Origin of the sequence: Curtobacterium sp. MCBA15_016, from assembly GCF_001865105.1 — a bacterium.
In the GTDB taxonomy this organism is placed as follows: domain Bacteria; phylum Actinomycetota; class Actinomycetes; order Actinomycetales; family Microbacteriaceae; genus Curtobacterium.
In genome coordinates this window covers 12612-33315 of the sequence record NZ_MJGR01000056.1, presented here as the reverse complement: position 1 = coordinate 33315, position 20704 = coordinate 12612, and the positions used below count along the sequence as shown (strand labels likewise).

General features: G+C 70.9%; 26 protein-coding genes. 8 read left to right on the top strand and 18 right to left on the bottom strand.

Features of this window, described 5'->3' with window-relative positions:
* Window positions 1–92: 92 nt before the first annotated feature.
* The gene (locus BIV03_RS17325) at window positions 93–749 is read left to right on the top strand and encodes a hypothetical protein (RefSeq protein WP_071296573.1); all 657 of its coding nucleotides are present in this window, start codon (window positions 93–95) and stop codon (window positions 747–749) included.
* On the opposite strand, the gene BIV03_RS17320 is transcribed toward BIV03_RS17325, so the two are convergent.
* A complete protein-coding gene (locus BIV03_RS17320) occupies window positions 746–1357 on the bottom strand; it encodes a helix-turn-helix domain-containing protein (RefSeq protein ID WP_071296572.1) in 612 nt (203 codons plus the stop codon). The genes BIV03_RS17325 and BIV03_RS17320 overlap by 4 nt on opposite strands.
* Before the next feature lie 67 nt (window positions 1358–1424).
* Here BIV03_RS17320 and BIV03_RS17315 point away from each other — a divergent pair, with 67 nt between their 5' ends.
* On the top strand, window positions 1425–2414 hold the full coding sequence (locus BIV03_RS17315) for an NAD(P)/FAD-dependent oxidoreductase (RefSeq protein ID WP_071296571.1): 990 nt from the start codon (window positions 1425–1427) through the stop codon (window positions 2412–2414).
* Here the strand turns inward: BIV03_RS17315 and BIV03_RS19920 are convergent.
* The 5 genes from BIV03_RS19920 to BIV03_RS17290 form a co-directional block, all read right to left on the bottom strand.
* A complete protein-coding gene (locus BIV03_RS19920) occupies window positions 2399–3064 on the bottom strand; it encodes a pentapeptide repeat-containing protein (RefSeq protein WP_070417213.1) in 666 nt (221 codons plus the stop codon). The two genes, BIV03_RS17315 and BIV03_RS19920, sit on opposite strands and share 16 nt — an antisense overlap.
* A gap of 4 nt (window positions 3065–3068) precedes the next feature.
* Window positions 3069–3488 carry a DUF6314 family protein gene (locus BIV03_RS17305; RefSeq protein ID WP_071296570.1) on the bottom strand — a complete coding sequence of 140 codons (420 nt, stop codon included), beginning with the start codon at window positions 3486–3488 and terminating at the stop codon, window positions 3069–3071.
* Window positions 3489–3497: 9 nt separating this feature from the next.
* Complete coding sequence (locus tag BIV03_RS19915; RefSeq protein ID WP_071296569.1) at window positions 3498–3899, bottom strand: SHOCT domain-containing protein; 402 nt, start codon at window positions 3897–3899, stop codon at window positions 3498–3500.
* Between the two features lie 76 nt (window positions 3900–3975).
* Entirely contained in the window at window positions 3976–5013 is a 1038-nt protein-coding gene (locus BIV03_RS17295) for an NAD-dependent epimerase/dehydratase family protein (protein ID WP_071296568.1), read from the bottom strand.
* On the bottom strand, window positions 5013–6206 hold the full coding sequence (locus tag BIV03_RS17290) for a zinc-dependent alcohol dehydrogenase (protein WP_071296567.1): 1194 nt from the start codon (window positions 6204–6206) through the stop codon (window positions 5013–5015). Before BIV03_RS17290 ends, BIV03_RS17295 begins: the two co-directional genes overlap by 1 nt.
* Before the next feature lie 338 nt (window positions 6207–6544).
* Here BIV03_RS17290 and BIV03_RS17285 point away from each other — a divergent pair, with 338 nt between their 5' ends.
* Window positions 6545–7363 (top strand): polysaccharide deacetylase family protein, encoded by an 819-nt coding sequence (locus BIV03_RS17285; protein ID WP_071296566.1) that lies wholly within the window; start codon window positions 6545–6547, stop codon window positions 7361–7363.
* Here BIV03_RS17285 and BIV03_RS17280 read toward each other — a convergent pair.
* Window positions 7355–7990 (bottom strand): TetR/AcrR family transcriptional regulator, encoded by a 636-nt coding sequence (locus BIV03_RS17280; protein ID WP_071296565.1) that lies wholly within the window; start codon window positions 7988–7990, stop codon window positions 7355–7357. The two genes, BIV03_RS17285 and BIV03_RS17280, sit on opposite strands and share 9 nt — an antisense overlap.
* 54 nt (window positions 7991–8044) lie before the next feature.
* On the opposite strand from BIV03_RS17280, the gene BIV03_RS17275 reads away from it, so the two are divergent.
* Complete coding sequence (locus tag BIV03_RS17275; RefSeq protein WP_071296564.1) at window positions 8045–8371, top strand: hypothetical protein; 327 nt, start codon at window positions 8045–8047, stop codon at window positions 8369–8371.
* Here BIV03_RS17275 and BIV03_RS17270 read toward each other — a convergent pair.
* Complete coding sequence (locus BIV03_RS17270; protein ID WP_071296563.1) at window positions 8355–8855, bottom strand: GNAT family N-acetyltransferase; 501 nt, start codon at window positions 8853–8855, stop codon at window positions 8355–8357. The genes BIV03_RS17275 and BIV03_RS17270 overlap by 17 nt on opposite strands.
* 51 nt (window positions 8856–8906) lie before the next feature.
* Between BIV03_RS17270 and BIV03_RS17265 the strand changes: the two genes are divergently transcribed.
* Complete coding sequence (locus BIV03_RS17265) at window positions 8907–9491, top strand: TetR/AcrR family transcriptional regulator (protein WP_071296562.1); 585 nt, start codon at window positions 8907–8909, stop codon at window positions 9489–9491.
* A gap of 49 nt (window positions 9492–9540) precedes the next feature.
* On the opposite strand, the gene BIV03_RS17260 is transcribed toward BIV03_RS17265, so the two are convergent.
* Window positions 9541–10437 (bottom strand): aminoglycoside phosphotransferase family protein, encoded by an 897-nt coding sequence (locus BIV03_RS17260; RefSeq protein ID WP_071296561.1) that lies wholly within the window; start codon window positions 10435–10437, stop codon window positions 9541–9543.
* 22 nt (window positions 10438–10459) lie between these two features.
* Here BIV03_RS17260 and BIV03_RS17255 point away from each other — a divergent pair, with 22 nt between their 5' ends.
* Window positions 10460–10828 (top strand): nuclear transport factor 2 family protein, encoded by a 369-nt coding sequence (locus tag BIV03_RS17255; RefSeq protein WP_071296560.1) that lies wholly within the window; start codon window positions 10460–10462, stop codon window positions 10826–10828.
* Window positions 10829–10911: 83 nt separating this feature from the next.
* Here BIV03_RS17255 and BIV03_RS17250 read toward each other — a convergent pair whose 3' ends face one another.
* The 4 genes from BIV03_RS17250 to BIV03_RS17240 form a co-directional block, all read right to left on the bottom strand.
* The gene (locus tag BIV03_RS17250; RefSeq protein ID WP_071296559.1) at window positions 10912–11562 is read right to left on the bottom strand and encodes a DNA alkylation repair protein; all 651 of its coding nucleotides are present in this window, start codon (window positions 11560–11562) and stop codon (window positions 10912–10914) included.
* Entirely contained in the window at window positions 11559–12431 is an 873-nt protein-coding gene (locus BIV03_RS17245) for a sulfite exporter TauE/SafE family protein (RefSeq protein WP_254790946.1), read from the bottom strand. The genes BIV03_RS17250 and BIV03_RS17245 overlap by 4 nt, the downstream gene beginning before the upstream one ends.
* Window positions 12374–14122 carry an ATP-binding protein gene (locus tag BIV03_RS18920; protein WP_175475951.1) on the bottom strand — a complete coding sequence of 583 codons (1749 nt, stop codon included), beginning with the start codon at window positions 14120–14122 and terminating at the stop codon, window positions 12374–12376. The genes BIV03_RS17245 and BIV03_RS18920 overlap by 58 nt, the downstream gene beginning before the upstream one ends.
* A gap of 82 nt (window positions 14123–14204) precedes the next feature.
* Window positions 14205–15302, bottom strand: coding sequence for a type I restriction endonuclease (locus BIV03_RS17240; protein WP_071296557.1), 1098 nt, complete (start codon window positions 15300–15302; stop codon window positions 14205–14207).
* A 288-nt stretch (window positions 15303–15590) separates the two neighbouring features.
* Between BIV03_RS17240 and BIV03_RS19910 the strand changes: the two genes are divergently transcribed.
* A complete protein-coding gene (locus BIV03_RS19910; RefSeq protein WP_175473744.1) occupies window positions 15591–15767 on the top strand; it encodes a hypothetical protein in 177 nt (58 codons plus the stop codon).
* A gap of 215 nt (window positions 15768–15982) precedes the next feature.
* Here the strand turns inward: BIV03_RS19910 and BIV03_RS19905 are convergent, their stop codons facing one another.
* The 5 genes from BIV03_RS19905 to BIV03_RS17210 all read right to left on the bottom strand — a co-directional run bounded on the left by BIV03_RS19905 (window position 15983) and on the right by BIV03_RS17210 (window position 19782).
* Window positions 15983–16345 (bottom strand): NYN domain-containing protein, encoded by a 363-nt coding sequence (locus BIV03_RS19905; RefSeq protein ID WP_175475942.1) that lies wholly within the window; start codon window positions 16343–16345, stop codon window positions 15983–15985.
* Window positions 16346–16735: 390 nt separating this feature from the next.
* Complete coding sequence (locus BIV03_RS17225) at window positions 16736–17932, bottom strand: peptidoglycan DD-metalloendopeptidase family protein (protein ID WP_071296554.1); 1197 nt, start codon at window positions 17930–17932, stop codon at window positions 16736–16738.
* A 152-nt stretch (window positions 17933–18084) separates the two neighbouring features.
* Window positions 18085–18561: an SRPBCC domain-containing protein gene (locus BIV03_RS17220; protein ID WP_071296553.1), complete on the bottom strand. Its 477-nt coding sequence runs from the start codon at window positions 18559–18561 to the stop codon at window positions 18085–18087.
* The gene (locus BIV03_RS17215; protein ID WP_071296552.1) at window positions 18558–18947 is read right to left on the bottom strand and encodes a helix-turn-helix transcriptional regulator; all 390 of its coding nucleotides are present in this window, start codon (window positions 18945–18947) and stop codon (window positions 18558–18560) included. Before BIV03_RS17215 ends, BIV03_RS17220 begins: the two co-directional genes overlap by 4 nt.
* Window positions 18948–19026: 79 nt before the next feature.
* Entirely contained in the window at window positions 19027–19782 is a 756-nt protein-coding gene (locus BIV03_RS17210; protein WP_071296551.1) for a helix-turn-helix transcriptional regulator, read from the bottom strand.
* A gap of 76 nt (window positions 19783–19858) precedes the next feature.
* On the opposite strand from BIV03_RS17210, the gene BIV03_RS17205 reads away from it, so the two are divergent.
* Entirely contained in the window at window positions 19859–20698 is an 840-nt protein-coding gene (locus BIV03_RS17205) for a sulfite exporter TauE/SafE family protein (protein WP_071296550.1), read from the top strand.
* Window positions 20699–20704 lie beyond the last annotated feature (6 nt).

The following is a 20704-nucleotide window of genomic DNA, read 5'->3' as shown; positions in this document are numbered from 1 at the left end:
GACGCCGACGCCGACGCCGACGCCGACGCCGACGACTACGGTCGGCTGCGGGGCCGCCGACCGGCCCGTGATCGCGGCACCAGGGGGAGCACATGCGACGGATGACGACCACGGGGACCACGGCGATCGCGATCGCGCTCGCAGTGCTGGCCCTCACCGGCTGCGCCCAGGGCTCGACCGGCGCCGACCCTGCCCCGACCGGGACGACGTCCGCCGCGGCTCCGAGCGCCTCCCCGACCACGCCGGGCTCGACCCCGCGTCCGACCTCGACGATCACCCCGGTGCCCGGGGTCGACGACGACGCCGGCCGGATCCCGGACTCGTGCGAGGCCCTCATCACGGCGGGCAAGTGGGACTCCTCGTTCGCGGGTTCGCCCCTGAACGACCCCACGGTGGTCGGCGACCCGGTGGTGGTGCCGAAGGACGACCTCACCCCGGTGCTCCAGCCGGACGGCAAGCAGCTCTCCTGCGTATGGAAGGACCCCCGGGCGGACATCTCGTTCCTGTCGATCCGGGTCGCGACCGTCGACTCGACCAAGGCGTACCCCCACCTGAAGACGGCACTGTCCGGGTACGACTGCTCCCTCGACGGCTACGGGTACCGCTGCCAGAAGGTCACGCAGAACGCCCAGTACCCGGTCACCGACGGCGACACGTACTACACCCGCGGCGACGTCGGCATCCACGTCCAGCAGTCGAACACGCCGACGTCGGGCCTCCTCGACGACGTCATCGCACACGTCTTCTAGCGGTCGGCGGGCCGCGACCGGATGTGCGCCCGCTCGCCCTGCGGCCCGTACAGGCACAGCACCTCGGTCACCTCGTCCGTGGTGTTCCCGACCCAGTGCGGCGTGTGCGTGTCGAACTCGACGACCTCGCCCGGCCCGAGGTCGAAGTCACGGTCGCCGAGGAGCAGCCGGAGCCGTCCGGACAGCACGTAGAGCCACTCGTAGCCCTCGTGCGTCCGGAGGGACCGATCGGTGTTCGCGGGCTCCGGTGGGATCAGCTGTTTGAAGGAGCGCACGCCACCGGTCCGTCGGGTGAGCGGCACCACCACCCGGCCGCCGTGCAGCTCCGGCGCGAGGTGCACCCGCGGATCCCCGGTCCTCGGCGCCCCGACCAGGTCGTCGAGGGGCACCTGGTACGCCCGTGCGAGCGGCAGCAGGAGCTCGAGCGTGGGCTTCCGCTGGCCCGACTCGAGCCGCGACAGCGTCGACACCGAGATCCCGGTCTCGGCGGCGAGCGCCGCGAGCGTGACGGCACGGCGCGTCCGCAGCGCGCGCAGTCGTGGGCCGACCCCGTCGACGACCTCGGCCGTCGTGCGCGGGGTGATCCGTTCCTCCCGATCCGTCGCCATGCCGACCATGTTGCCAGACCGGCAAGGATGTTTGCCGTATGCGCGCACGGATCCGCAGGATGCAGGTATGCGTGATCACTACGACGTCATCGTGGTCGGCGGAGCAGCCGCCGGCCTGTCAGCAGCACTCGTCCTCGGCCGGTCGCGACGGTCCGTGCTCGTCGTCGACTCCGGCGAGCCGCGGAACGCCCGCGCCGAGGGGGTCCACAACTACCTGGGGCGCGAGGGCGCCTCGCCAGCGGAGCTCGGCTCGGTCGGCCGCGACGAGGTGGCCGCCTACGGCGTCGAGGTGACGACCGGGAGGATCGTGGCCGCGTCCGCCACGGACGGTGACGGTGTCGACCCGGTCGGCTTCTCGGTCACGCTGGAGTCGGGTGCGGTCGTCGCGACCCGCAGGCTGGTCGTCGCCTCCGGCGCCGTGGACGTCCTGCCGGAGGTCCCGGGCCTCGCCGAGCAGTGGGGGCGCGGTGTGGTGCACTGCCCGTTCTGCCACGGGTGGGAGATCCGCGACCAGCGCATCGGCGTGCTCGTGACGTCGCCGATCGGGGCGCACCAGGTGCTCATGTTCCGCGCGCTGAGCGAGGACGTGACGGCCTTCGTCACGGACCCGGCTCTCGTCGACGACACCACCCTGGCCGGTTTTGCCGCCCGCGGTGTCCGGGTCGTGACGGGACCCGTGCGCGATGTGCTGTCCGCCGGTGATCGGCTCACCGGCGTCTCGCTGGTGTCCGGCGAGTTCGTGGCGCTCGACGCCCTGGCCGCCGCGAGCACGGCGGAGGCGCGCATCGGGTTCCTCGAGGGACTCGGGCTCGAGGCCACCGATCAGTTCATGGGAGACCACCGGTACGCGAGTGCCCTGACGGTGGACGCCGCCGGACAGACGAGCGTGCGGGGCGTGTACGCGGCCGGGAACGTGGCGGCGCCGATGGCGACCGTCATCGCGTCGGCGGCGGCCGGGACGCAGGCGGGCGCGGCGGTGCACGGCGACCTCGTGCAGGCCGACCTGGCGCGCGCGCTGGCGACCGCGTCCGCGCCGGCGGGTCAGTCGACGCGGTAACCCGCCTGGGCAGCGAGGAGCGGCGCGAGCGTGTACAGCTGGTCGGCGGCGATCGTCGCGCCGCGGAACCCCTCGAGCCGCTCCACCCGGTCGAGGTCGGCGGCGCGGAGGTCGACGTGCTCGATCCGCGTGTTCGAGCCCTCGGCCGCGCGGATCCTCGTCCCCTCGAACGACACCCGCAGCAGTCGGGCATCGGCGATGTCCAGCTCGTCGACGACGCAGTCGCGGAACACCACGTCGGTGAGCGTCGAGCCGCGGAGGTTCACGAACCCGAGCTTCATCCCGACGAACTCGACGCCGTTCAGCCCCGCGTCGTACAGCTCGGCGGAACCGATGCGGCCGCCGGCGATCCGGACCTCGCGCCAGGAGCTGCTCGACGCCCGGAGCACCGGCGCGTCGAGCGTCTCGACGACCGAGTCACGCACCCGCAGTCCCCGGAGGTCGGCGCCGTCGACCCGGAGGGTGCCGATCACCGACTCCTCGATCTCGAGGTCCGGCAGCCGCTCCCCCGCGAGGTCGAACACGTCGATGCGCTTCCCCTCGATCCGGTCGCCCGTGAGGACGTCGCCGGGGCCGGGCGTCCAGTCGTCGAGGTCCGTCGGTTCGGTCAGGGTGATGCGCGGGGCGTCGGTACCGGAGCTGCGGGGCATGCGCTCAGTCTGCCGCGTTGGACCGACGTCGCAGCGTGCTGTCGAGGACGTAGTCCTTCGCGGGACCGTGCGCCTCCCATCGGACCGTCCACCGATCGGCGTCCCCGGCGAGCACCCCGGAGTAGTCGTCGGGCGCGCACGCGTGCGACACCGCCGATCCCCAGACCCAGTCGTGGAACACCCGGCCGTCGGCGAAGTGCACGGTCCAGCGGTCGTCCGGGCCCCGGCGCACCCGGAGCGTCCGTGCCACGGGGACGGTCCGCCCGTCGAAGGCCATCGTGCCGGTCTCGTCCCAGCGGACCTCGTCCGGGGCCTCGCGCGTCAGCGTGGTCGTCCCGGTCACGAGGCCGTCGACCCCGGCACGCCGGTCGTGGACCGTGCGGCGCAGGGTCCATTCCCCGAGCAGGTCGATGGGCTGCAGCACCCGCCCAGGCTAGCCGCGGAGGGCCTCGGTGCGGGCGGTGCGGTGCTCCTCGTCGGAGATGACGCCGCGGGCGAGCAGGTCGTCCAGCTCGGCGAGCCGCTGCTCGAGCGACTTCTCGGGCGCGAGCGTCCGGCTCTGCATGGCCTGGTACGCCAGGTCCTCCTCCATGGTGAACGGGTTCTGGCCCCGCTTCGCCATCCGGGCGCTGCGGAGGACGATCGTCACCACGATCGCGACGAACCCGAGACCGATCACGGCCGAGCCCACGCCGAACAGGACCCCGAACGCGCCGAAGTCGCCGAGCCCGCCGAAACCCCCGAACCCGCCGCTGCCGTCACTGCCGAACTGCGAGACGTCCGGCCCCTCGAACTCGACGGAGGCCATCGGGCTGGACAGCATCGCGAACATCATCGGGCCCCCTCGTGGACTGGTGGTGCGGTCGTAGCCCGCGCCAGCCACCGCACGCTGCCCCGCGAAGGGGCCACCCTCACCCGCTCAACGGCCCCGACCCCGGCACCCGCGCCCCGTCCGCGAACCCGGCCACGAGCTCGCGCAAGGCATCCTCGGAAGTGTGCCGCGCCTCCCATCCGAGCACCGACCGCGCCCGGTCCGTCCGCATGATCGGCACCTGGGCCGCGATGTCCACCCACCCGGCGTCCGTCGGCTGCAACCGCAGCCGCCACGTGAGCGTGACGAGCCCGCGGATCAGCCACATCGGCGCCCGGATCGCCCCGAGCATCCCGAACGCCCGCGCCATCCTCGGCGGATTGAGCACGGGTGTGGCAGCGATGTTGAACGCCCCGCCGGCACGTCGGTCGACCGCGCGCCAGAAGGCATCGGCGACGTCGTCGGCGTGCACGGCCTGGAACACGAACGGCAGCGGCAACGGCAGGACCGCCCAGCGGATCCACCGGACGATCGACATCGGCACGAGACGTCCGAGGAACAGTCCGCGGAGCTCGGCGGCGGCGCTGCGCTGGAAGACCAGTCCGGGGCGGAGCCGGGTCACGACGACGTCCGGGTGGCGAGCGGCGAAGGCGTCCATCGCCGCCTCGTTCTCGGCCTTGTGGATCGAGTAGGTGGCGGTCGGGATGCCGGTGACGGGGAACTCCTCGTCGACGGGCGTCCGCTTGCCGTCCACGTCGACCCCGCGGTACGCCCCCACGGACGACGCGACGACGACCTGGGGGACGCCGACGCGCGCCACGGCCTCGAGGACGTTGGCGGTCCCGGTCACGTTCGTCCGGTACTGCGCCGGGATGTCGTGCGTCGGTTGCAGGGCCCAGCCGAGGTGGACCACCGCGTCGGCACTCCGGAACACGGCGGCCAACTGGTCGACCGCGTCCGGGGCACCGATGTCGACGGCGTGCCAGACGGCCGTCCCGTAGGGCTCGGCACGGAGGTCCGGCAGCCGCCGGGCGACCCCGACGACCTCGACGGAAGTGCCCTCGGCACGGACCGCTGCCAACCGCCGCAGCACGGCGGTCCCCAGGTTGCCGGTCGCGCCGACGACGACGATCCGCATCAGGCGGCGGCCAGTGCGGGGTCGAGCACGACCTTCACGCAGCCGTCCTCCTTCTTCTGGAACACCTCGTACATGTGCGGGGCGTCCTCGAGCGAGACCCGGTGGGTCGTCAGGTCGAGCGTCCCGAGCGGGTCCGACGGGTCCTGCACGAGCGGCATGACGTCGTCGATCCAGCGCTTCACGTTGCACTGCCCCTCGCGGACGGTGATCTGCTTGTCGAACAGCGTGAACATCGGCATCGGGTCCGCTCGACCGCCGTAGACACCGCTCAGCGAGACCGTGCCGCCGCGGCGGACCAGGTCGATCGCCGCGTGCACGGCGGCGAGCCGGTCGACGCCGGCGACCTCGATGGCCTTCTGCGCGATCGCGTCGGGCAGGAGTCCGGCGGCGCGCTGCGCGAACCCGGCGACCGGGTTGCCGTGCGCCTCCATGCCGACCGCGTCGACGACACCGTCGGGACCGCGACCGTCGGTCAGGTCGATGAGCTGCGGCACGACGTCCTTCGTCAGGTCGAACACCTCGGCACCGTGCTTCGCCCCCAGGTCGCGGCGGACCTGCTCGGGGTCGACGGCGAGCACCCGGTAGCCGAGGTGCGCGCCGATCCGGGCCGCGAACTGTCCGACCGGACCGAGGCCGAGCACCGCGAGCGTCCCACCCTCGGGCACGTCGGCGTACTGCACGGCCTGCCAGGCGGTCGGCAGGATGTCGCTGAGGAACAGCCAGCGGTCGTCGGGCGTGCCGTCGTCCGGGATGACGATGGGTCCGTAGTCGGCGTGCGGCACGCGGAGGTACTCGGCCTGTCCGCCGGGGACCTGGCCGTACATCTTCGTGTAGCCGAACAGCGAGGCGCCCGTCCCGTACTCGGTGGTCTGGGTGGTCTCGCACTGCGACTGCAGGCCGTTGCGGCACATCCAGCAGTGGCCGCAGGAGATGTTGAACGGGACGACGACACGGTCGCCCACCTTGAGGTTGGTGACGGCGGAACCGACCTCCTCGACGATGCCCATCGGCTCGTGGCCGAGGACGTCGCCCTTGTCGATGTAGGCGCCGAGCACCCGGTAGAGGTGCAGGTCGGAGCCACAGATCGCGGTCGAGGTGATCCGCACGATCGCGTCGGTCGGCTCCTGGATGGTCGGGTCGGGGACGGTCTCGACGGACACCTTCTCGGTGCCCTGCCAGGTCAGTGCGCGCACGTCGCGTTCCTCTCGTGGTCGCTTCGGGCCGGCCAGGAGGCGCGGCTCGTCTCCCCACGTCGGTACCCGCCCGCCCCGTGGTGCGTTCCCAGCCCCGTCCGGTCAGCGCGTTCCGTGGCGGACGCGACCCGCGCCTCCTGGCCCGCCCGCGGCGACCCCGTGTCCCGCGTCAGCCGCCTGCCAGAGGTGCGCATCGGAACGACGTCTGCGCGCCGTGCACCGTGCGCACTCGTCGTCGCCGTGCGCAGTCCCGTGCCCGCGCCCGGTGGCCGACCGGCCAACCGGATCGTCCCGCCAGCCGATGCGCCCGACCGGCCGCTCGACCGAAGCTGGTGCCGATGGACCACCGCACCACCCGCCGCTCCCTGCTCGCCGGAGCGGGCGCCCTGCTCGCCGCCGGGGCGCTCTCCGCCTGCTCGCCGACCGGACCACGACGGGAGGCCGTCGCGACGCACCCGCCGACCCCGACGCGTTCCCCGACGCCGACGCCCACTCCGACGCCGACACCGACGTGGGTGCAGCCGACGATCTCGAGGACGCCGCTCCCCGCGGGCACCGTGACCGGACTGCCGGCGGGGACGCCCGGGATCGCGTGGACCGTCGACGACGGAGCGTCCTCCGACGTCGTCGGTGCCTACGCCCGCTTCGCCGCCGCGACCGGCACCCGGTTGACGTTCTTCGTGAACGGGGCGCGGCCCTCCTGGACGGAGCACGCCGACGCGCTCCGGCCCCTCGTCGAGTCGGGGCAGGTGCAGATCGGCAACCACACCTGGGACCACCCGGCGCTGACGAAGCTCGGCGACCAGGCCGTCGAGGACGAGCTGACGCGCAACCACGAGTTCATCGAGCGCACGTTCGGCGTCGACGCGCGCCCGTACTTCCGGCCGCCGTTCGGGTACCACGACGCCCGGGTCGACGCGGTGGCCGCACGCGTCGGCTACACCACGCCGTTGCTCTGGTACGGCACGCTCGCGGACTCCGGAGACATCGGTGCCGGGCAGATCGTCGGGTTCGCGGACCAGTGGTTCACGCCGGGTCGGATCGTGATCGGGCACGCGAACTTCCCGGGGACGATCGACGCGCTCCCCCGGCTGGGCGCGCTCGTCCGGCAGCGTCGGCTCGGGACGTACACGTTGGACGACGTGTTCTCACGCTGACCGCGGACCCCGCGCGGGACCGGGGCCGGGGTCGCCGGGATCGGCGGGGTCGGCGGGGACGTGCCGGGTGGCCGTGACCCCGGGTCCCGCTCCGGTGAGTGCAAGCGCGCGACGGGCGGCGGCGCGGGCCTCGGCAGCGGTCGGGGCGGGTTCGAGCCCCAGCAGTCGCCGACGGTGTCGCTCCCCGAGGAGCAGCGTGAAGAGCGCTTCCGCCTCGCCCGGGTCCGCGCCGACGCGGACGAGCGCGGCCTGCGCCGTGAGCGGGCCGGCCTCGTGGAAGCCCCGTGCGAGTTCGGGCGAGCTGACGGCCGTGGCGATGACCAGCCGGTGCAGCGCGACCGCGCGGTCCGAGAGCAACGCCTCGACCACGGCGGTCGCGGTCGACTCGAGATCGGGGTGCGCGTCGTCGCTGTACCCGTGGTGCCGTTGGACGACCGCCCGGAGCAGGGCCGCCTTGTCGCCGAAGGCCGTGTAGATCGTCCGCTTCGTGACCTCGGCCGCCGCGGCGACGCGGTCGAGCGAGACGTCCGCGAAGCCGTGCGCCAGGAAGAGGTCGGTCGCGACGTCGAGCACCCGTTCGTCGCGTGCAGCACGCTCGTCCGCGGTCGGTCGCCCTCGCTTGCCCATGATCCGAGTGTACCGGTAATGATACGTTGGCGTTTCATTACGAGAGGATGCGCAATGGACGACGTGATCTGCCACGTGGCGATCGCCGACGACTGGGAGATGAGCCGCGGGTTCGGCGTGTACGAGGTCGCGACCCGGAACGTGCCGCTCGAACCCGGCGACCACGTCCGCGTGACCACCCCTGCGGAGGTCGATGCGATCGTGGCCGAGCGCTACGCCGACCTGTCCATCCCACTGCTCCGGATCGACCTGAGCGTCGCCGGACTCCGTGCCGCCGGCGTGGAGGTCGCCTGGCACGAGGGCACACCCCGGGTCCTCGGAGGCATCCCGATGGACCCGGACGTCGTCCTGGCCGAGACGCCCATCAGTCCGCGGCGCTGACCTCGGGGACCGCGTCGAGTCGCCGACCGAAGCACACCGAGTTCGTCGATCCGGCGTAGGCGCCGAAGAGCGGGATCGCCGTGTACCCCTCGCGCTCGTAGAACCGGATCGCGTCGGGCTGCGCCGTGCCGGTCTCGAGGACCACCGAGCCAGCGCCCGCCCGCACCGCTTCCCGCTCGAGCTGCCGGAGCACCGCCGTCGCCACACCGGTCCCCCGAGCGGACGGCGCCGTGTACATCCGCTTGATCTCCACGACCCCGGCACCGAGGACATGGTCGGGGAGCGGCCGGAGTCCGCCGCAGGCGATCGCGGAGCCGTGCTCGTCACGGGCCAGGACGAACACCGGAACGTCGGCCGCGGTCGGCGGGACGCCGGGCTCGTGGTCACTCGTTCCGTACCGCACGTCGAGCTCCTGCCGCTGCGCTCGTCGGAGCCGGTCGGCATCCGGGTGGTCGAACGGGACGGTCGTGATGGTCCAGCGCATGGCGATCCTTTCGGTAACAATCGTTACGGTAACACCTGTTACGCTTTCGGCGTGCCCCGGACCCGAGACGATGCCGCCCAGCGGACCCGGCTGTCCGAGGCCGTCTTCACCACCCTCGCCGACCTCGGTCCGACGGGCCTGACGCTCCGTGCGGTCGCCGAACGCGCCGGGTGCACGACGGGGCTCGTCCTCCACACGTTCCCCGACAAGCGCGCCCTCCTCCTGCACGCCCGGGACGTCCTGCACGACCGCACGAGGGTCCGTGCCGACGCGCTCGAGGCGGACGCCCCCGATGCGGCATCAGCAGTGCGGGCCGTGGCCGGCGGCGCGCTCGCGGTCGATGCCGGGCGCCTCGCCGAGGCCCGGGCGTGGGTCGCGTTCCTCGCCGCTGCGCTCGGTGACCCAGTGCTGCGCGATCGGCACGTGACGAACAGCCGCTCCTTCGCCGAGCGACTCGCTCGACTGCTCGCGCTCGCGACCGGCCTCGCGGGTGCGGTGTGTGCCGACCGCGCGGCTGCCGTGGCCGCGACCGTCGAGGGGATCACCGCGTTGGCCGCGGGCGACCCGGAGCGGTGGACGCCCGAGCGACAGCTCGCGGCGCTCGACCTCGTGCTGGACGCGGTGCTGACGCCCTAGTCCCGCCGGCCCCGGCCCCGGCGGGCGGTCCGGCTGCGTGACTCGGAGTTCAGGTCGCGACCGGATCGGCGAGGACCGCCCGCAGCACCTCCTCGTGCTCACTCCGGTCCCCCGGCCCGGCGCTCCCCGCGAGCATGATGAGCGCCTTCCACAGCGCCCAGCCCCGAGCACGCGCCCACGTGTCCCCGTCGAGGCCCACCGCGTCACGGAAGTCCCGGCGGGCATCGCCGTCGAGGAACGTCCACGCGAGGACGAGGTCGCACGCCGGGTCGCCGACGCCGCACGTGCCGAAGTCGATCACCGCGGAGAGCCGACCGTCCGCGCCGACGAGCAGGTTGCCCGGGGCGACGTCGCCGTGGAACCACACGGCGGGCCCGTCCCAGACCGAGGCGGTCGCAGCGTCCCAGACCGCATCGCAGGCACGGCGGTCGACGGCGTCCCCGAGCGCGTCGAGCGCCGCGACCACCTCGGCCGCGTAGTGCGACGGGTGCGCTCCCCGGTGGAACGAGTGCGCCCCGGCGACCGGCCCGTCCCCGGCCGGCACGGCCCGGAGCTGCCGGAGCACCGCGCCGACGTCGGCGGCGAAGACCCGTCGGTCGAGGTCCGTCGCCCGGAGCGCGACCGTGCCGTCGATCCAGCGCCGGACCGACCACGGGAACGGGTACCCGTCGGCGGGGACGCCCAGGCCGACGGGTTCCGGCACCGGGACGTCGAGCCGCGACGCGAGGTACGGCAGCACCCGCTGCTCCTTCTCGACCGCCGCCACGTACCCGGCGGCGCTCGGCAGCCGCACCGCGAGCTCGCTGCCGAGCCGGTAGGTGCGGTTGTCCCACCCCTGCGGATCGACCTCGCGCACGGGCAGCCCGGACCACTGCGGGAACTGCGCGGCCACGAGCCGTTCCACGAGTGCGGGATCGATGCGGGGTCGGGGCACCTCGGCGTGCATGCTCCCAGGCTAGGCTCCGGGCATGGCCACCGTGTCCGAGCTGCTGACCGCGAACCTCCACGACATCTTCGGGAACCGCGACGCCGCCTCCCGCCGTACCGCGATCGAGCGGACGTACTCCCCCGACGTGACCTTCACCGACCCGGAGGGCACCGCCGTCGGCTGGGACGCCCTCGAGCAGAAGGCCGCCGAACTCCTCGAGAACGTGCCCGGCGCCTTCCAGTTCGTCGAGGAGGGGCGTCGCTACGTGTCGGAGACGCACGGCGCACTCGCGTGGGGCTTCGGCCCGGTCGGGGCGCCCGCCGTGCGCGGGATCGACGTCGTCGAGGTCCGCGACGGAGTCGTCGTGTCGCTCACGACGTTCTTCGCGGAGCCCACCGAGTCCGCCTGAGGATACGCGCCGCGTCCGACTGAGGGCTCTCGCCGCGTCCGACGTGACGGCCGACGGTCGCGTCAGCCGCGCAACCGGTCGCGTCAGCCGCGCAACCGGTCGCGTTCGGCCGCCGGCAGGTGCTCCGTCGCCGTCGCCCGTGCCGCCGGGCTGAGGAACCGCGCCTGCCGCTCGAGGAACGCCACGAGCGCATCCTCCGACGCCCGCTTGCCGGTCTCGCGCAGCACCCACCCGAGTGCCGACTGCACGGTGTCGCTCCGCTCCCGCACGAGTCGCCCCGCGATGGCGAGCGACACCTCGGCGTCGCCCTGCTTCACGAACGCCAGGGTCGCGACCAGAGCGATCCGCCGGACCATCGCAACGTCGGACTTCACGAGCGCGAACAGCGGTCCGGTCGAGCCGCCGACGAGCGGGGCGCCCACGAGCTCCTCCGCCCCGAGGTCCACCAGCACCGAGTCGTCGAAGCGCTCCGCCTTCGCCGCCGACAGGTACTCGTCGGTCAGCTCCGGGTCCGGGTGCTCCCGCATCGCCTGCACCATCAGGACGACCGCGACGAGGCGTGCCCCCGCGTCCTCGCTCCAGAGCAGCGCGGACCGCTCGCCCTCGTCGAGGTCGGCGAACTGCCGCGCGACGCGTCGCGCCGCCGGCACGTCACCGCTCGTCCGTGCGAACGCCGCGAGCACGGCCTCGGCATCCGCCGGGTTCCGTCCACCACCGGCCTGGAGGCGCGTCACGCGACCTCCCCGTCCGTCGCCTCGTTCCGCGGCACGGCCCGGCGACCACGGCGCAGGACGATCACCGCGACCACCACGAGGAACGCGGCGAAGAGCCAGGTGCCCACCTGCGGATCGACGAGGCGGGCGATCCACGCGCCTCCTGGAGAGCAGATCGCGGCCGTGATGCCGATCGTGAGGCCGACCCGCAGCTCCACCGCACGGCGACGGAGGTTCGCCACCGTGCCGGAGACCGACGTCGGCACCATCGTGAGCAGCGAGGTGCCCTTCGCCAGCAGGTCGCCCGCGCCGAGGACGACCTCGAGCCCCGGCACGATGACGACCCCGCCGCCCACCCCGACGAGCCCCGACAGTACGCCCGAGAGCAGCCCGAGCAGCAGGAGCACGATCGCCTCGACGACCCCGAAGTGCACGTCGCCCCCACGCGTCGGCACCGTCGTGAACAGCGAGACGAGCACGACCGCGATGAACCCGACGAAGATCCACGGCAGGACCCGCAGCGGGAGCGCACGGAGGAGCCGCGCACCGATCGGGGCGCCGACGACGCTGCCGACCGCCAGGGTCAGGGCCGCGAGCCAGTGCACCTCGCCCTGCACGGCGTAGGTGATCGCACCGACGACGGCCGCGGGGGCGATCGCCACGAGGGACGTCGCCGATGCCCGACGTTGGTCGAGTTGGAGGAACGCCATCAGTGCCGGCACGACGATGACCCCGCCGCCGACGCCGAACAGGCCGGAAAGCACCCCCGCGACCACCCCGATCGCCACCAACACGAGCACCCGACCGCCGCGCTTCTCCATCAAAACCGAGCCTAGACGTCCATCCTCACGACAACCGGTCCGTCGGAGTTGAAGGCAGGCCCAAAGCACAAGGCTTCGTATCGCTTCAAGGACGGCACCACCTGGCGCGCAATAGGGCCCACAATAGACTCTAGATACGAGAGAGAGGTGTCGTCCACCACGCGAAATACGATGTAGCTTTCGCATTGACTGAGAACAGACTTCGAAACAACCGCCGTTCTTTGCGAGACAAGAACAAACGAGAGGCCGAATTTTCTAGCCTGCATGACGTAGCGCGCCGACAATGCCGATGCGTCCTGCTCGGGCCGACTCGCAAAGTTCCACTCTGGGACGAGACTGTGCGCTTCCTCTAACAACACCACCCGGCTATTCGGTGAACCCGCCATGTACTCCGCATGCCCAGAGTTCATCATCTCCCGAACAAATACCTCTGTCGCAGCGGCCGGAGCCCCTCGCACATCCTGCACTGAGAACCCGTTCGAGAACGCGGCTCCGGTCGAATATGAAGCAATCGATCTCTTACTTGAGTACTCCCCGGTAACGTCGAGGACCACCACCTGCGCCATCTTGGAGAGTTGCTCCCCAATGTGAGCGACAGTTGTTGTCTTTCCCATTCCTGACATCCCGAGCACCGCGACATGGCCCCTAACAGCAGGATCAGTAGCGACGCCAATCGGCATCGAGGTACCAGGGAGCTCACCGACGCGAAAATGAGTGCTTGGCAGAGCGCTCGTCGAGGGTGCCGCAAGTCGGAGCGGAGCATGAGGCGGCAAAAGGCGCACGGAATGCCTGAGCCAACCGGCCACCTCGGTTCCCAGTTGCGTCGCAACGATGGACGCGCCCACCGCCTTCGAATTAGACCAGTTCATTTCGTTCAACTCGAGGTGAACGACTTGCAGCCACCGATCTGCACCGTCGACGTCAGCGGCCAGCACCTGACCGAGTTCGAGCGCTTCAAGAGAGGTGAAATGGACTAACGAGACGGTCGTACCGGGCCCTGCCACGCCTACAACGTTCGAATGCGCCCCCACCTCGACACCAACACTCCGCTGAAGACCACCGCCCGATACATCACCAGCCTGGGCAAGAGACACGACGGTCTGCCAGCCGGTCTGCCCAGGTAGTTGACCGGTCACCACACCTTCGCCCACGTCGGAGACACGAACGCGGCGTCCTGCTTCGATACGCCCCAATCCGCCGAGGAGCACGACGCCAGGCGCGATCGCGTCTATGAGCGCTCCATTCACCGTTGGCTCTTTACGCCACAGCGCGGCAAGGGGAACGACTTTTGGAGCGAATGCGACCAAGGTCGCAGCTATTACCAACCACACATACCTTGAATCACCAGCCGCAATGCGATTGACGGCGTAGAGCTGAAGCGCGGTAACCCCCAGCGCCACGGCAGTTCCCCACGATGAAACTCGGTAGGATACGCGCTTCAAAGCCGTGTCATCCGCAAGGAATATTGCCAATAATGCCGCTACGACAACGATCAAGCTAAGGCCGAGGTAGGAAACCCACAGCCCCCACAGGGGGCTCCGGTCAACAGTAAAGAACGCCGCGATGGCGCCAATCGCGTTAACCAACGCCGGCCGAGCCGCCGTATAGAACGGTTCGAGCAGTGACGCGGATAGGATTCCGCCAAGTGCCGTGTAGAACCACCAAGCCCCGTAAAATGCTTCACCCGTTAAGGATGCAACCGCCGTGAAAGCGAGGAGTACCACCAGTCCGAATAGTGCGCGGCGGCGTACGGAGTTCACCTGGAGCATCTGCCTTCAATCGCGTAAATAGCTAGTCGGGGCCGGATACCGAATCTCATCAGAGGGGAGACTGCCGGGGTGATCACTTCAGGTAGCTGGCGACACTGGCGCGTATTGCGTTCGCGTGGAGGTAGATGTCGTCGAGCGCCTCGATCGGGTGCTTGGTCTCGACCTTGTTCTCGTCGAACAGCCCGAGGTACTTCTGCTTCTTGCCGTTGAACCACAGACGAGCGATCGGCTTGCGGTTGTTGTCGTCGAGCAGGACGGCGAAGTACGACTTCTGGTCGCGGTGCGCGATGCGGTCCGGCTTCACCTCGCTGCAGGCGATCGCCTTGACGATCTGGTACCCCTCGAGTTCCTCGAGCGTGGTCTCGATCTCGGTGTCCCGGTCGAGATCGTCCTCCGCGACTGCCGCGCTCGTCATGGCCTCCGCAGGTGCTTCCGCTCCGACCGGGGACGTGTAGGAGGCGCCGAGAGCCGTCTTGAGGCGATCGTTGACCTGCTCGTTCAGGAACTGCTTCGACGCCTTCGCGACGAGCGTCGTGAACTGCGTCCGCGCCTCCTGGGTGAAACGGCCGTCGTACACACGAGAGGCGAAGAGTCGGACGAAGTCTTCCTCCGGCTCGCGGAATTGCGCGGCGATCGCTCGCTTGATCGAGCCGACGTACTTGAGCTCTTCCGCCGCGCTGATGACCGAGTCGAGGTCGAAGACGTCCTTCGTGAGCTTGCTCAACTCCGGGAGGAGCGTCTCGTCGATGTCAGCGAGGTCCAGCACCAGGAACGGCCGGTCATCCATCTTGTTCGGCGCATCGAGGTCCGTGTAGAAGTTGTAGACCTCGCCGTTCGTGAGCACCGCGATGCGGGCGTTGGTGACGGAGAAGTAGCGGAACAGCTGGGAGGCGTGCTCGATCTTCAGCGGTTCGGTGGACTTCTTGCACTCGATGAGGATCTGCACCTCGCCGTCGCGCATGATCGCGTAGTCGACCTTCTCGCCGCGCTTCACACCGACGTCGGCGGTGAACTCCGGTACGACCTCGAGCGGGTTGAACACGTCGTAGCCGAGGATCGTTGAGATGAACGGCATGACGAACGCGTTCTTCGTCGCTTCTTCGGTCTGGATGGCCTCGCGCTGGTTCTGCACCTTCGTGGCCAGTGCAGCAAGGCGTTCTTCGAACTCCATCGTTCCTCCCCTGGGTCGATCCAACGTTAGTTGAAGACCTGTCACCAATGCGATCGCTCGCGCCCCCAATTCGCGGGCAGTGACCAAGCTACTGCAGGTGGAACATCACACATCATCACCGTAGGCTGCTGTATGGGGCGGCGGTCGCCGGACGATCGTCCCGGGCAAGATTGAAGCCCACCACCGCTGCAACGGTGATGGGCTTCGAGTTGCTCTCCGAGTGGAGTGCCAGAGGGACACGCGACGTCCCGAGCGTTTCGCTCGGAACTAGCATACGTGACCCCGGTCATGGACGCACCCCTCGGCACCCCGCTCCTCGTGTCCGCCGGCGCTGACACACCGGAGGTGGTCTCGATGTCGAAGGACAACGGGTCCGAGCCCAGGCGTCGGATGTCCTGGCTGCCGGTCGCGAGCTTGCTCGTGGCCGTCACCAGGCTCCTGCTCGACGTCTGGCGGCGGGACTGAGACGGCGGCCCGCACTCGGCACGAGTGCGGGCCGTTCCGACTGGAGGGACGTCGCCGAGGTCCGGGACTGTCGACTGGAGCAAAGCAGTCCGTGCTGGTGTCGCGCGTCGGCCACGAGTCGAGCGAGCGGCGCAGACGAGACGGCGGCAAGGTCCCGCGCTTGCTCGTGGCCGGCCTCTCGGATAGCGTGTGTGCCACACCCCCGGATGTCTCGACTACCGGGCGCGAAGCCCCGCCTCCGGCGGGGCTTCTGTACTTCTGGTCACCCAGCGCTTCGGCCGGGTGACCGTGCCGTGGGCATCCACGATCCGCTCGGGCAGCTGCGCCGCCAGCATCGACGCCGCGCGAACATGCCGCACGTGATCGGGAGCGAGAGCGAGCAAGCTCCGAGCGGGTGCCGCCGTCGGGCTGATCAACCCGATCTCGACATCGGCGCGCTCCCGTGCCAGCCGCAGCGCATCGACGAAGTCCGAGTCGTTCGACAGGACGAACACCGCGTCCACGCTCCCGCTCATCGCGTCGCAGACGAGGTGCGCGGCCAGGCTGACGTCCGACCCCTTCTCCTCGATCTTGCGCACCCGCACGGTTCGAGGAGATCCGTCGGCCTGCAGCTCGAGCGGGCTGACGGCCATCCACCGACGATTCGACCGAAAGGTCCCGAAGTGCAGGGAGACCCCCGGAACGGTTGCGAGTACGCGGTGAAGTACCGGACGTGGACCACCTCGAAGTCCGGGAGCAAGAGCTCGCAGAGCCGTCGGACGTCGAGCCACCGACACTCGGGCCGCTGTTCGAGCGCGCGGCGGTAGAGGTTGAACCCGTCGATGTATATCCCTGCGCGCTTGGCTCCCGTCACATGACGATCGTGACATGTGATGTGCGGGAGTCGATCAGGCTGTGGATTTCCTCGCCCCCGGGGGCGAACGACGACGAACGGCCCGCACCGGTCCAGTGCGGGCCTTTCCCCGGCGTCAGCGGAAGTGCAGCAGCGTCAACGGATCGAAGAGTGACCCCGCCCGCCGCGTCTCCACATGCACGTGCGGCCCCGTCGACTGCCCGGTGTTCCCGGACCGCCCGATCTCGCTCCGCACGGACACGATCTGCCCCTGCTTGACCTCGATCTTGCTGAGGTGCGCCGTGAGCACGGTGACGTTCCCGTAGGTCACGACGATGTAGTTGCCGTACGAGGCGTTGTTCGCGACGGTGCTCGTCACGGTGCCGGTCCCGGAGGCGTACACGGGAGTGCCCACCGCGACCGGGGCATCGGCACCCTGGTGGTAGCGCGGGACGTGTCCGGCCCCGCGGTCGTCGCCGTAGCGCCCGGAGATCTTCGTGCTCGCGACCGGCCACATCATGCCGGTGACGGGCTTGGTCGACCACACCCGGGTGTCCTTGCCGCCGTAGAGCACGACGTTGCCGTCCACCTGCACCATGAGCGTGCCTGCGCCGGCCGTTCCGGTCCGCGAGTTCCAGAGCGTGACCTTCTTCTGGGCGGCGTCGCGGCCGACGACGGCGAAGTTGCCGTCCTTGCGGAGCTCGGCCCACGCGCCCTTGTGGCCGGCGGTGCCGGACTGCCAGACGACCTTGCGGTTCACGGTCTGCACGAGGTTGCCGTCGGCCTGCATGGAGAGGCGACGGGCACCGCTGGTGTCGGAGCTGAGCACGGTGCCCGAGTAGATCGAGTTGCCGGCGGGGACGGTGCCCTGCTGGCTCGTCCAGTTCACGATCGCGGTCTTGCCGGAGTAGAGCCCCATCGTGCCGTCGGCGCGGACGGCGAACGACGTGGACTGCGCGGTGCCGGCCGAGGCCCAGCGGACGATCCGCTTCCCGCCCCGCAGCAGGTCGACGGCTCGGTTGCGGCCGATCGTCACGATCGCGCCGGGCTGGTTCGAGGTGTTCGATGCCCAGAGCACCTGGTTCCCGACGCCGTACTCGACGAGGTTGCCGTCGCCCTGCAGGATCAGCCGGAACTGCCCGTTCGGCGAGGTCACCGAGTCCCCGGGCTGCAGCGTCGTGCCGGCCGGGACGGAGCCCTTGTAGACAACGGCGGCGGACGCCGGTTCGGCGATCCCGACGACACCGCCGGCGACGACGGCGATGGCCACGACCGCGGCGGCGAGTCGAGGGAGTCGGCGTGCGTGCGCGACGGAGGACGGTGTGCTGGTCATGGAACCCCTGATCTGGAACCGGCCGAGCCCCTGCGCGGCCGTTCGGCGACGTGCTCTCGACACGCCGCCGAACGATGGTCACCTTTTCGTGACGAGTCCACAACCCCGTTGCCCGGACCGGACAACCCCAGTTCCGGGGGCAACGGCCGTCGTCACGGGGCCTGGAGGAACTCCTTCGGCGACGCCAGCAGCGCCTCGAGCTTGTGGAACGACTGCGTCCAACCGGCGATGTTCATGTCGCGCATGACCTCGGGGAAGGGGCCCTGGGTGAGCGTGACGATCGTGCCGTCGCCGTCCTCGGCGAACTCGAGCGTGAGGGACAGCGGCGTCCCGTCCTCGATCCCGGGGATCCCCTGGGCGGTCGAGGTGCCGACGATGATCCGGTTCTCCTCGATCTGCTCGAGCGCCGAGCTCACCGGCGACGTCCACTCGGGGTTGTCGTTGCTCACCATCGTCAGGTTCCACGCCCCGCCGGCCCGGGCGTCGACCTCGACGGTGGCTGCCGGGACGTGGAAGCCGAGCGGCCCGAACCACAGTGCGAGCAGGGTGGGGTCGACGAAGGCGCGGTAGACGTCCGCGACGGGGTACGCGAACCGGTGTGTGGCGTGGGCGGTGAACTGTTCGGTCATGACTGCTCCTGTTGGTCGACGGACGTGACGGTCGGTGCGGTGGACGCGCCACCCACCGGGGCGGGCGGTCGCTGGGAGGCGAGCAGCGCCTCCAGGCTGTCGAACCGGCGGTCCCAGTCGGGCCGCAACCGGCCCACCCAGGTGCCGAGCTCGTCGACGGCCTCCTCCCGGAGGCGGCACGTGCGCCAGGTGCCGTGCCGTTCGCGGGTGATGAGGCCGGCGCGTTCGAGGATGCCGAGGTGCCGGGAGATCGCCGGCGCACTGACGTCGAACGGTGCCGAGAGGTCGGTGACGGTGGCTTCGCCCCTGCCGAGTCGTTCGACGATGCGGCGACGGATGGGGTCGGCGAGCGCCGACAGGACGGCGTCGGTGCGGTCGGTCTCCATCGTCGCCCCCTCGGTGAACCCTGCGGTTAATTAACCGCTGGGTTCAGTATGGGTGCGAGCTCGGTCCTGCGCAAGCCCCTCACCGGAACCGCGACGGCGGCGCACCGAACGCCTTCGTGAAGGCGGCGGTGAACGCCGCGGGGGTGGCGTACCCGAGCCGGCCCGCGACGTCCGTCACGCTGGACCGTCGGAGGGCCGGGAGGCTCGACAACAGACGCGCACGGACCCGCCAGCCCGCGGGCCCCACGCCCGTCGCCTCGCGGAAGTGCCGATCGAGGGTGCGCTCGGACACGGAGGCCGCGCGCGCCCAGTCCGCGTTCGTCACGTGGACGTCCGGGGCTGCCAGGTAGGAACGACACAGTTCGCGGAGGACCCCCTGCGGTGGCAGGGACACGGTGAGCGGGATCGGCGCCACCCGCTGCAGCTCGTGCAGGGCGAGCCGGACGAGCACCCCGTCCCGACCGGCCTCGTCGTAGGGGACCTCGAGCGCGTTCGCGGCGCGGAGGACCTCGCGCAGGAGCGGGCCGACCTCGACGACGGTGCAGACGGTCGGCCACCACGGGACGGCGTCGGGCTCGACGTAGAGGCTCCACGTCGTGACGTCGAGCATCCGCACCTCGTGCGCGACGCCCGCGGGGATGAGCACGGCGCGGTCGGTCGGCACCGTCCACGAACCCTCGTCGGTCTCGACGAGCATCACCCCGCTCGCGCCGTAGAGCAGCTGTGCCCGCCGGTGCTCGTGCCGGGCGAGCAGGTGGTCGGGCGGGTAGTCGGTACCGATCGGCAGGACGTCCACGGGGAGGCCGTCGAAGTCGGCCACGGACACGCTGCGCACACGGCAAGGCTAGGTCTCGAAGGAAGTTGCCGCGCATGCGATCGTCCGCCGCTCCCCTTCCGGCTGTGATGGAGGGGTGTCGTTCGTCGTGCTCGTCCTCATCGGTGTCCTCGTCGGGGTCACCACGGTCCTCTTCGGCTTCGGCGGCGGGTTCGTCACCGTGCCGATCATCACGGTGGCGGACGCCGCGCTCGGCGGGGACGCCGTCCGGGTGGCGACGGCGACCTCCGCGCTCGTGATGCTCGTCAACGCCGCGGTGGCGACCGCGTCCGCGCGCCGAGGTGCGCTCGCGCCGCTCCGGGGCCGGTGGACGCTCTTCCTGCTGCTCGGCGGCGGTGGGGTCGTCGGCGTCGCGGCGGCCCGGTTCGCCCCCGACGTGCTCATCCGGTGGGGCTTCGTCGTCTACCTCGCCGTCACGGTCGCGGACCTCGTGCTGCGCCCGGGGTTCCTCCGTCCCGGCCGTGCACGCCCGGGTGCCCCGGACCCGTCCGTGCAGTCGACCGCGGGCCGGGCGACCGCCGCCGACGTCCCGACCGGTGGCGGCCTGCCGACGGTGGCGGGCCTGCCGATCGGCGCCGCCGCGGCGTTCCTCGGGGTCGGCGGCAGCGTGATGACCGTCCCGGTGATGCGCCGAGCGGGTGCGACGATGTCCGCCGCGACGACCCTGGCGAACCCGCTCACCCTCGCGATCGCCCTGCCCGCGACCATCGCGACGCTGCTCGTGCCCGCCGGGGCCCTGCACGCGGCGGGCCTCGTCGGCGCCGTGGACGTCCGGGCGGCGGCAGCGCTGCTCCTCGGCGCCGTGCCGGTCATCGTCCTGCTCCGACGCCGTCCCCCGCACCTGCCCGAAGCCGTGCACGCGTGGGGGTACCTCGTGCTGCTCGTCGCCGCCGGTGTCGCCGTGGCTGCCGCCTGATCGGGA

What these genes read in the sequence shown, in the direction of transcription:
- BIV03_RS17260 (WP_071296561.1), bottom strand. Translation starts at nt 10,437, where the DNA reads ATGCACGCCGAGGTGCCCCGACCCCGCATCGATCCCGCACTCGTGGAA.
- BIV03_RS19915 (WP_071296569.1), bottom strand. Translation starts at nt 3,899, where the DNA reads ATGATGTTCGCGATGCTGTCCAGCCCGATGGCCTCCGTCGAGTTCGAG.
- BIV03_RS17285 (WP_071296566.1), top strand. Translation starts at nt 6,545, where the DNA reads ATGGACCACCGCACCACCCGCCGCTCCCTGCTCGCCGGAGCGGGCGCC.
- BIV03_RS17325 (WP_071296573.1), top strand. Translation starts at nt 93, where the DNA reads ATGCGACGGATGACGACCACGGGGACCACGGCGATCGCGATCGCGCTC.
- BIV03_RS17315 (WP_071296571.1), top strand. Translation starts at nt 1,425, where the DNA reads ATGCGTGATCACTACGACGTCATCGTGGTCGGCGGAGCAGCCGCCGGC.
- BIV03_RS19920 (WP_070417213.1), bottom strand. Translation starts at nt 3,064, where the DNA reads ATGCCCCGCAGCTCCGGTACCGACGCCCCGCGCATCACCCTGACCGAA.
- BIV03_RS19910 (WP_175473744.1), top strand. Translation starts at nt 15,591, where the DNA reads ATGGACGCACCCCTCGGCACCCCGCTCCTCGTGTCCGCCGGCGCTGAC.
- BIV03_RS17255 (WP_071296560.1), top strand. Translation starts at nt 10,460, where the DNA reads ATGGCCACCGTGTCCGAGCTGCTGACCGCGAACCTCCACGACATCTTC.
- BIV03_RS17295 (WP_071296568.1), bottom strand. Translation starts at nt 5,013, where the DNA reads ATGCGGATCGTCGTCGTCGGCGCGACCGGCAACCTGGGGACCGCCGTG.
- BIV03_RS17275 (WP_071296564.1), top strand. Translation starts at nt 8,045, where the DNA reads ATGGACGACGTGATCTGCCACGTGGCGATCGCCGACGACTGGGAGATG.
- BIV03_RS17240 (WP_071296557.1), bottom strand. Translation starts at nt 15,302, where the DNA reads ATGGAGTTCGAAGAACGCCTTGCTGCACTGGCCACGAAGGTGCAGAAC.
- BIV03_RS17270 (WP_071296563.1), bottom strand. Translation starts at nt 8,855, where the DNA reads ATGCGCTGGACCATCACGACCGTCCCGTTCGACCACCCGGATGCCGAC.
- BIV03_RS17220 (WP_071296553.1), bottom strand. Translation starts at nt 18,561, where the DNA reads ATGACCGAACAGTTCACCGCCCACGCCACACACCGGTTCGCGTACCCC.
- BIV03_RS17280 (WP_071296565.1), bottom strand. Translation starts at nt 7,990, where the DNA reads ATGGGCAAGCGAGGGCGACCGACCGCGGACGAGCGTGCTGCACGCGAC.
- BIV03_RS17225 (WP_071296554.1), bottom strand. Translation starts at nt 17,932, where the DNA reads ATGACCAGCACACCGTCCTCCGTCGCGCACGCACGCCGACTCCCTCGA.
- BIV03_RS17320 (WP_071296572.1), bottom strand. Translation starts at nt 1,357, where the DNA reads ATGGCGACGGATCGGGAGGAACGGATCACCCCGCGCACGACGGCCGAG.
- BIV03_RS17215 (WP_071296552.1), bottom strand. Translation starts at nt 18,947, where the DNA reads ATGGAGACCGACCGCACCGACGCCGTCCTGTCGGCGCTCGCCGACCCC.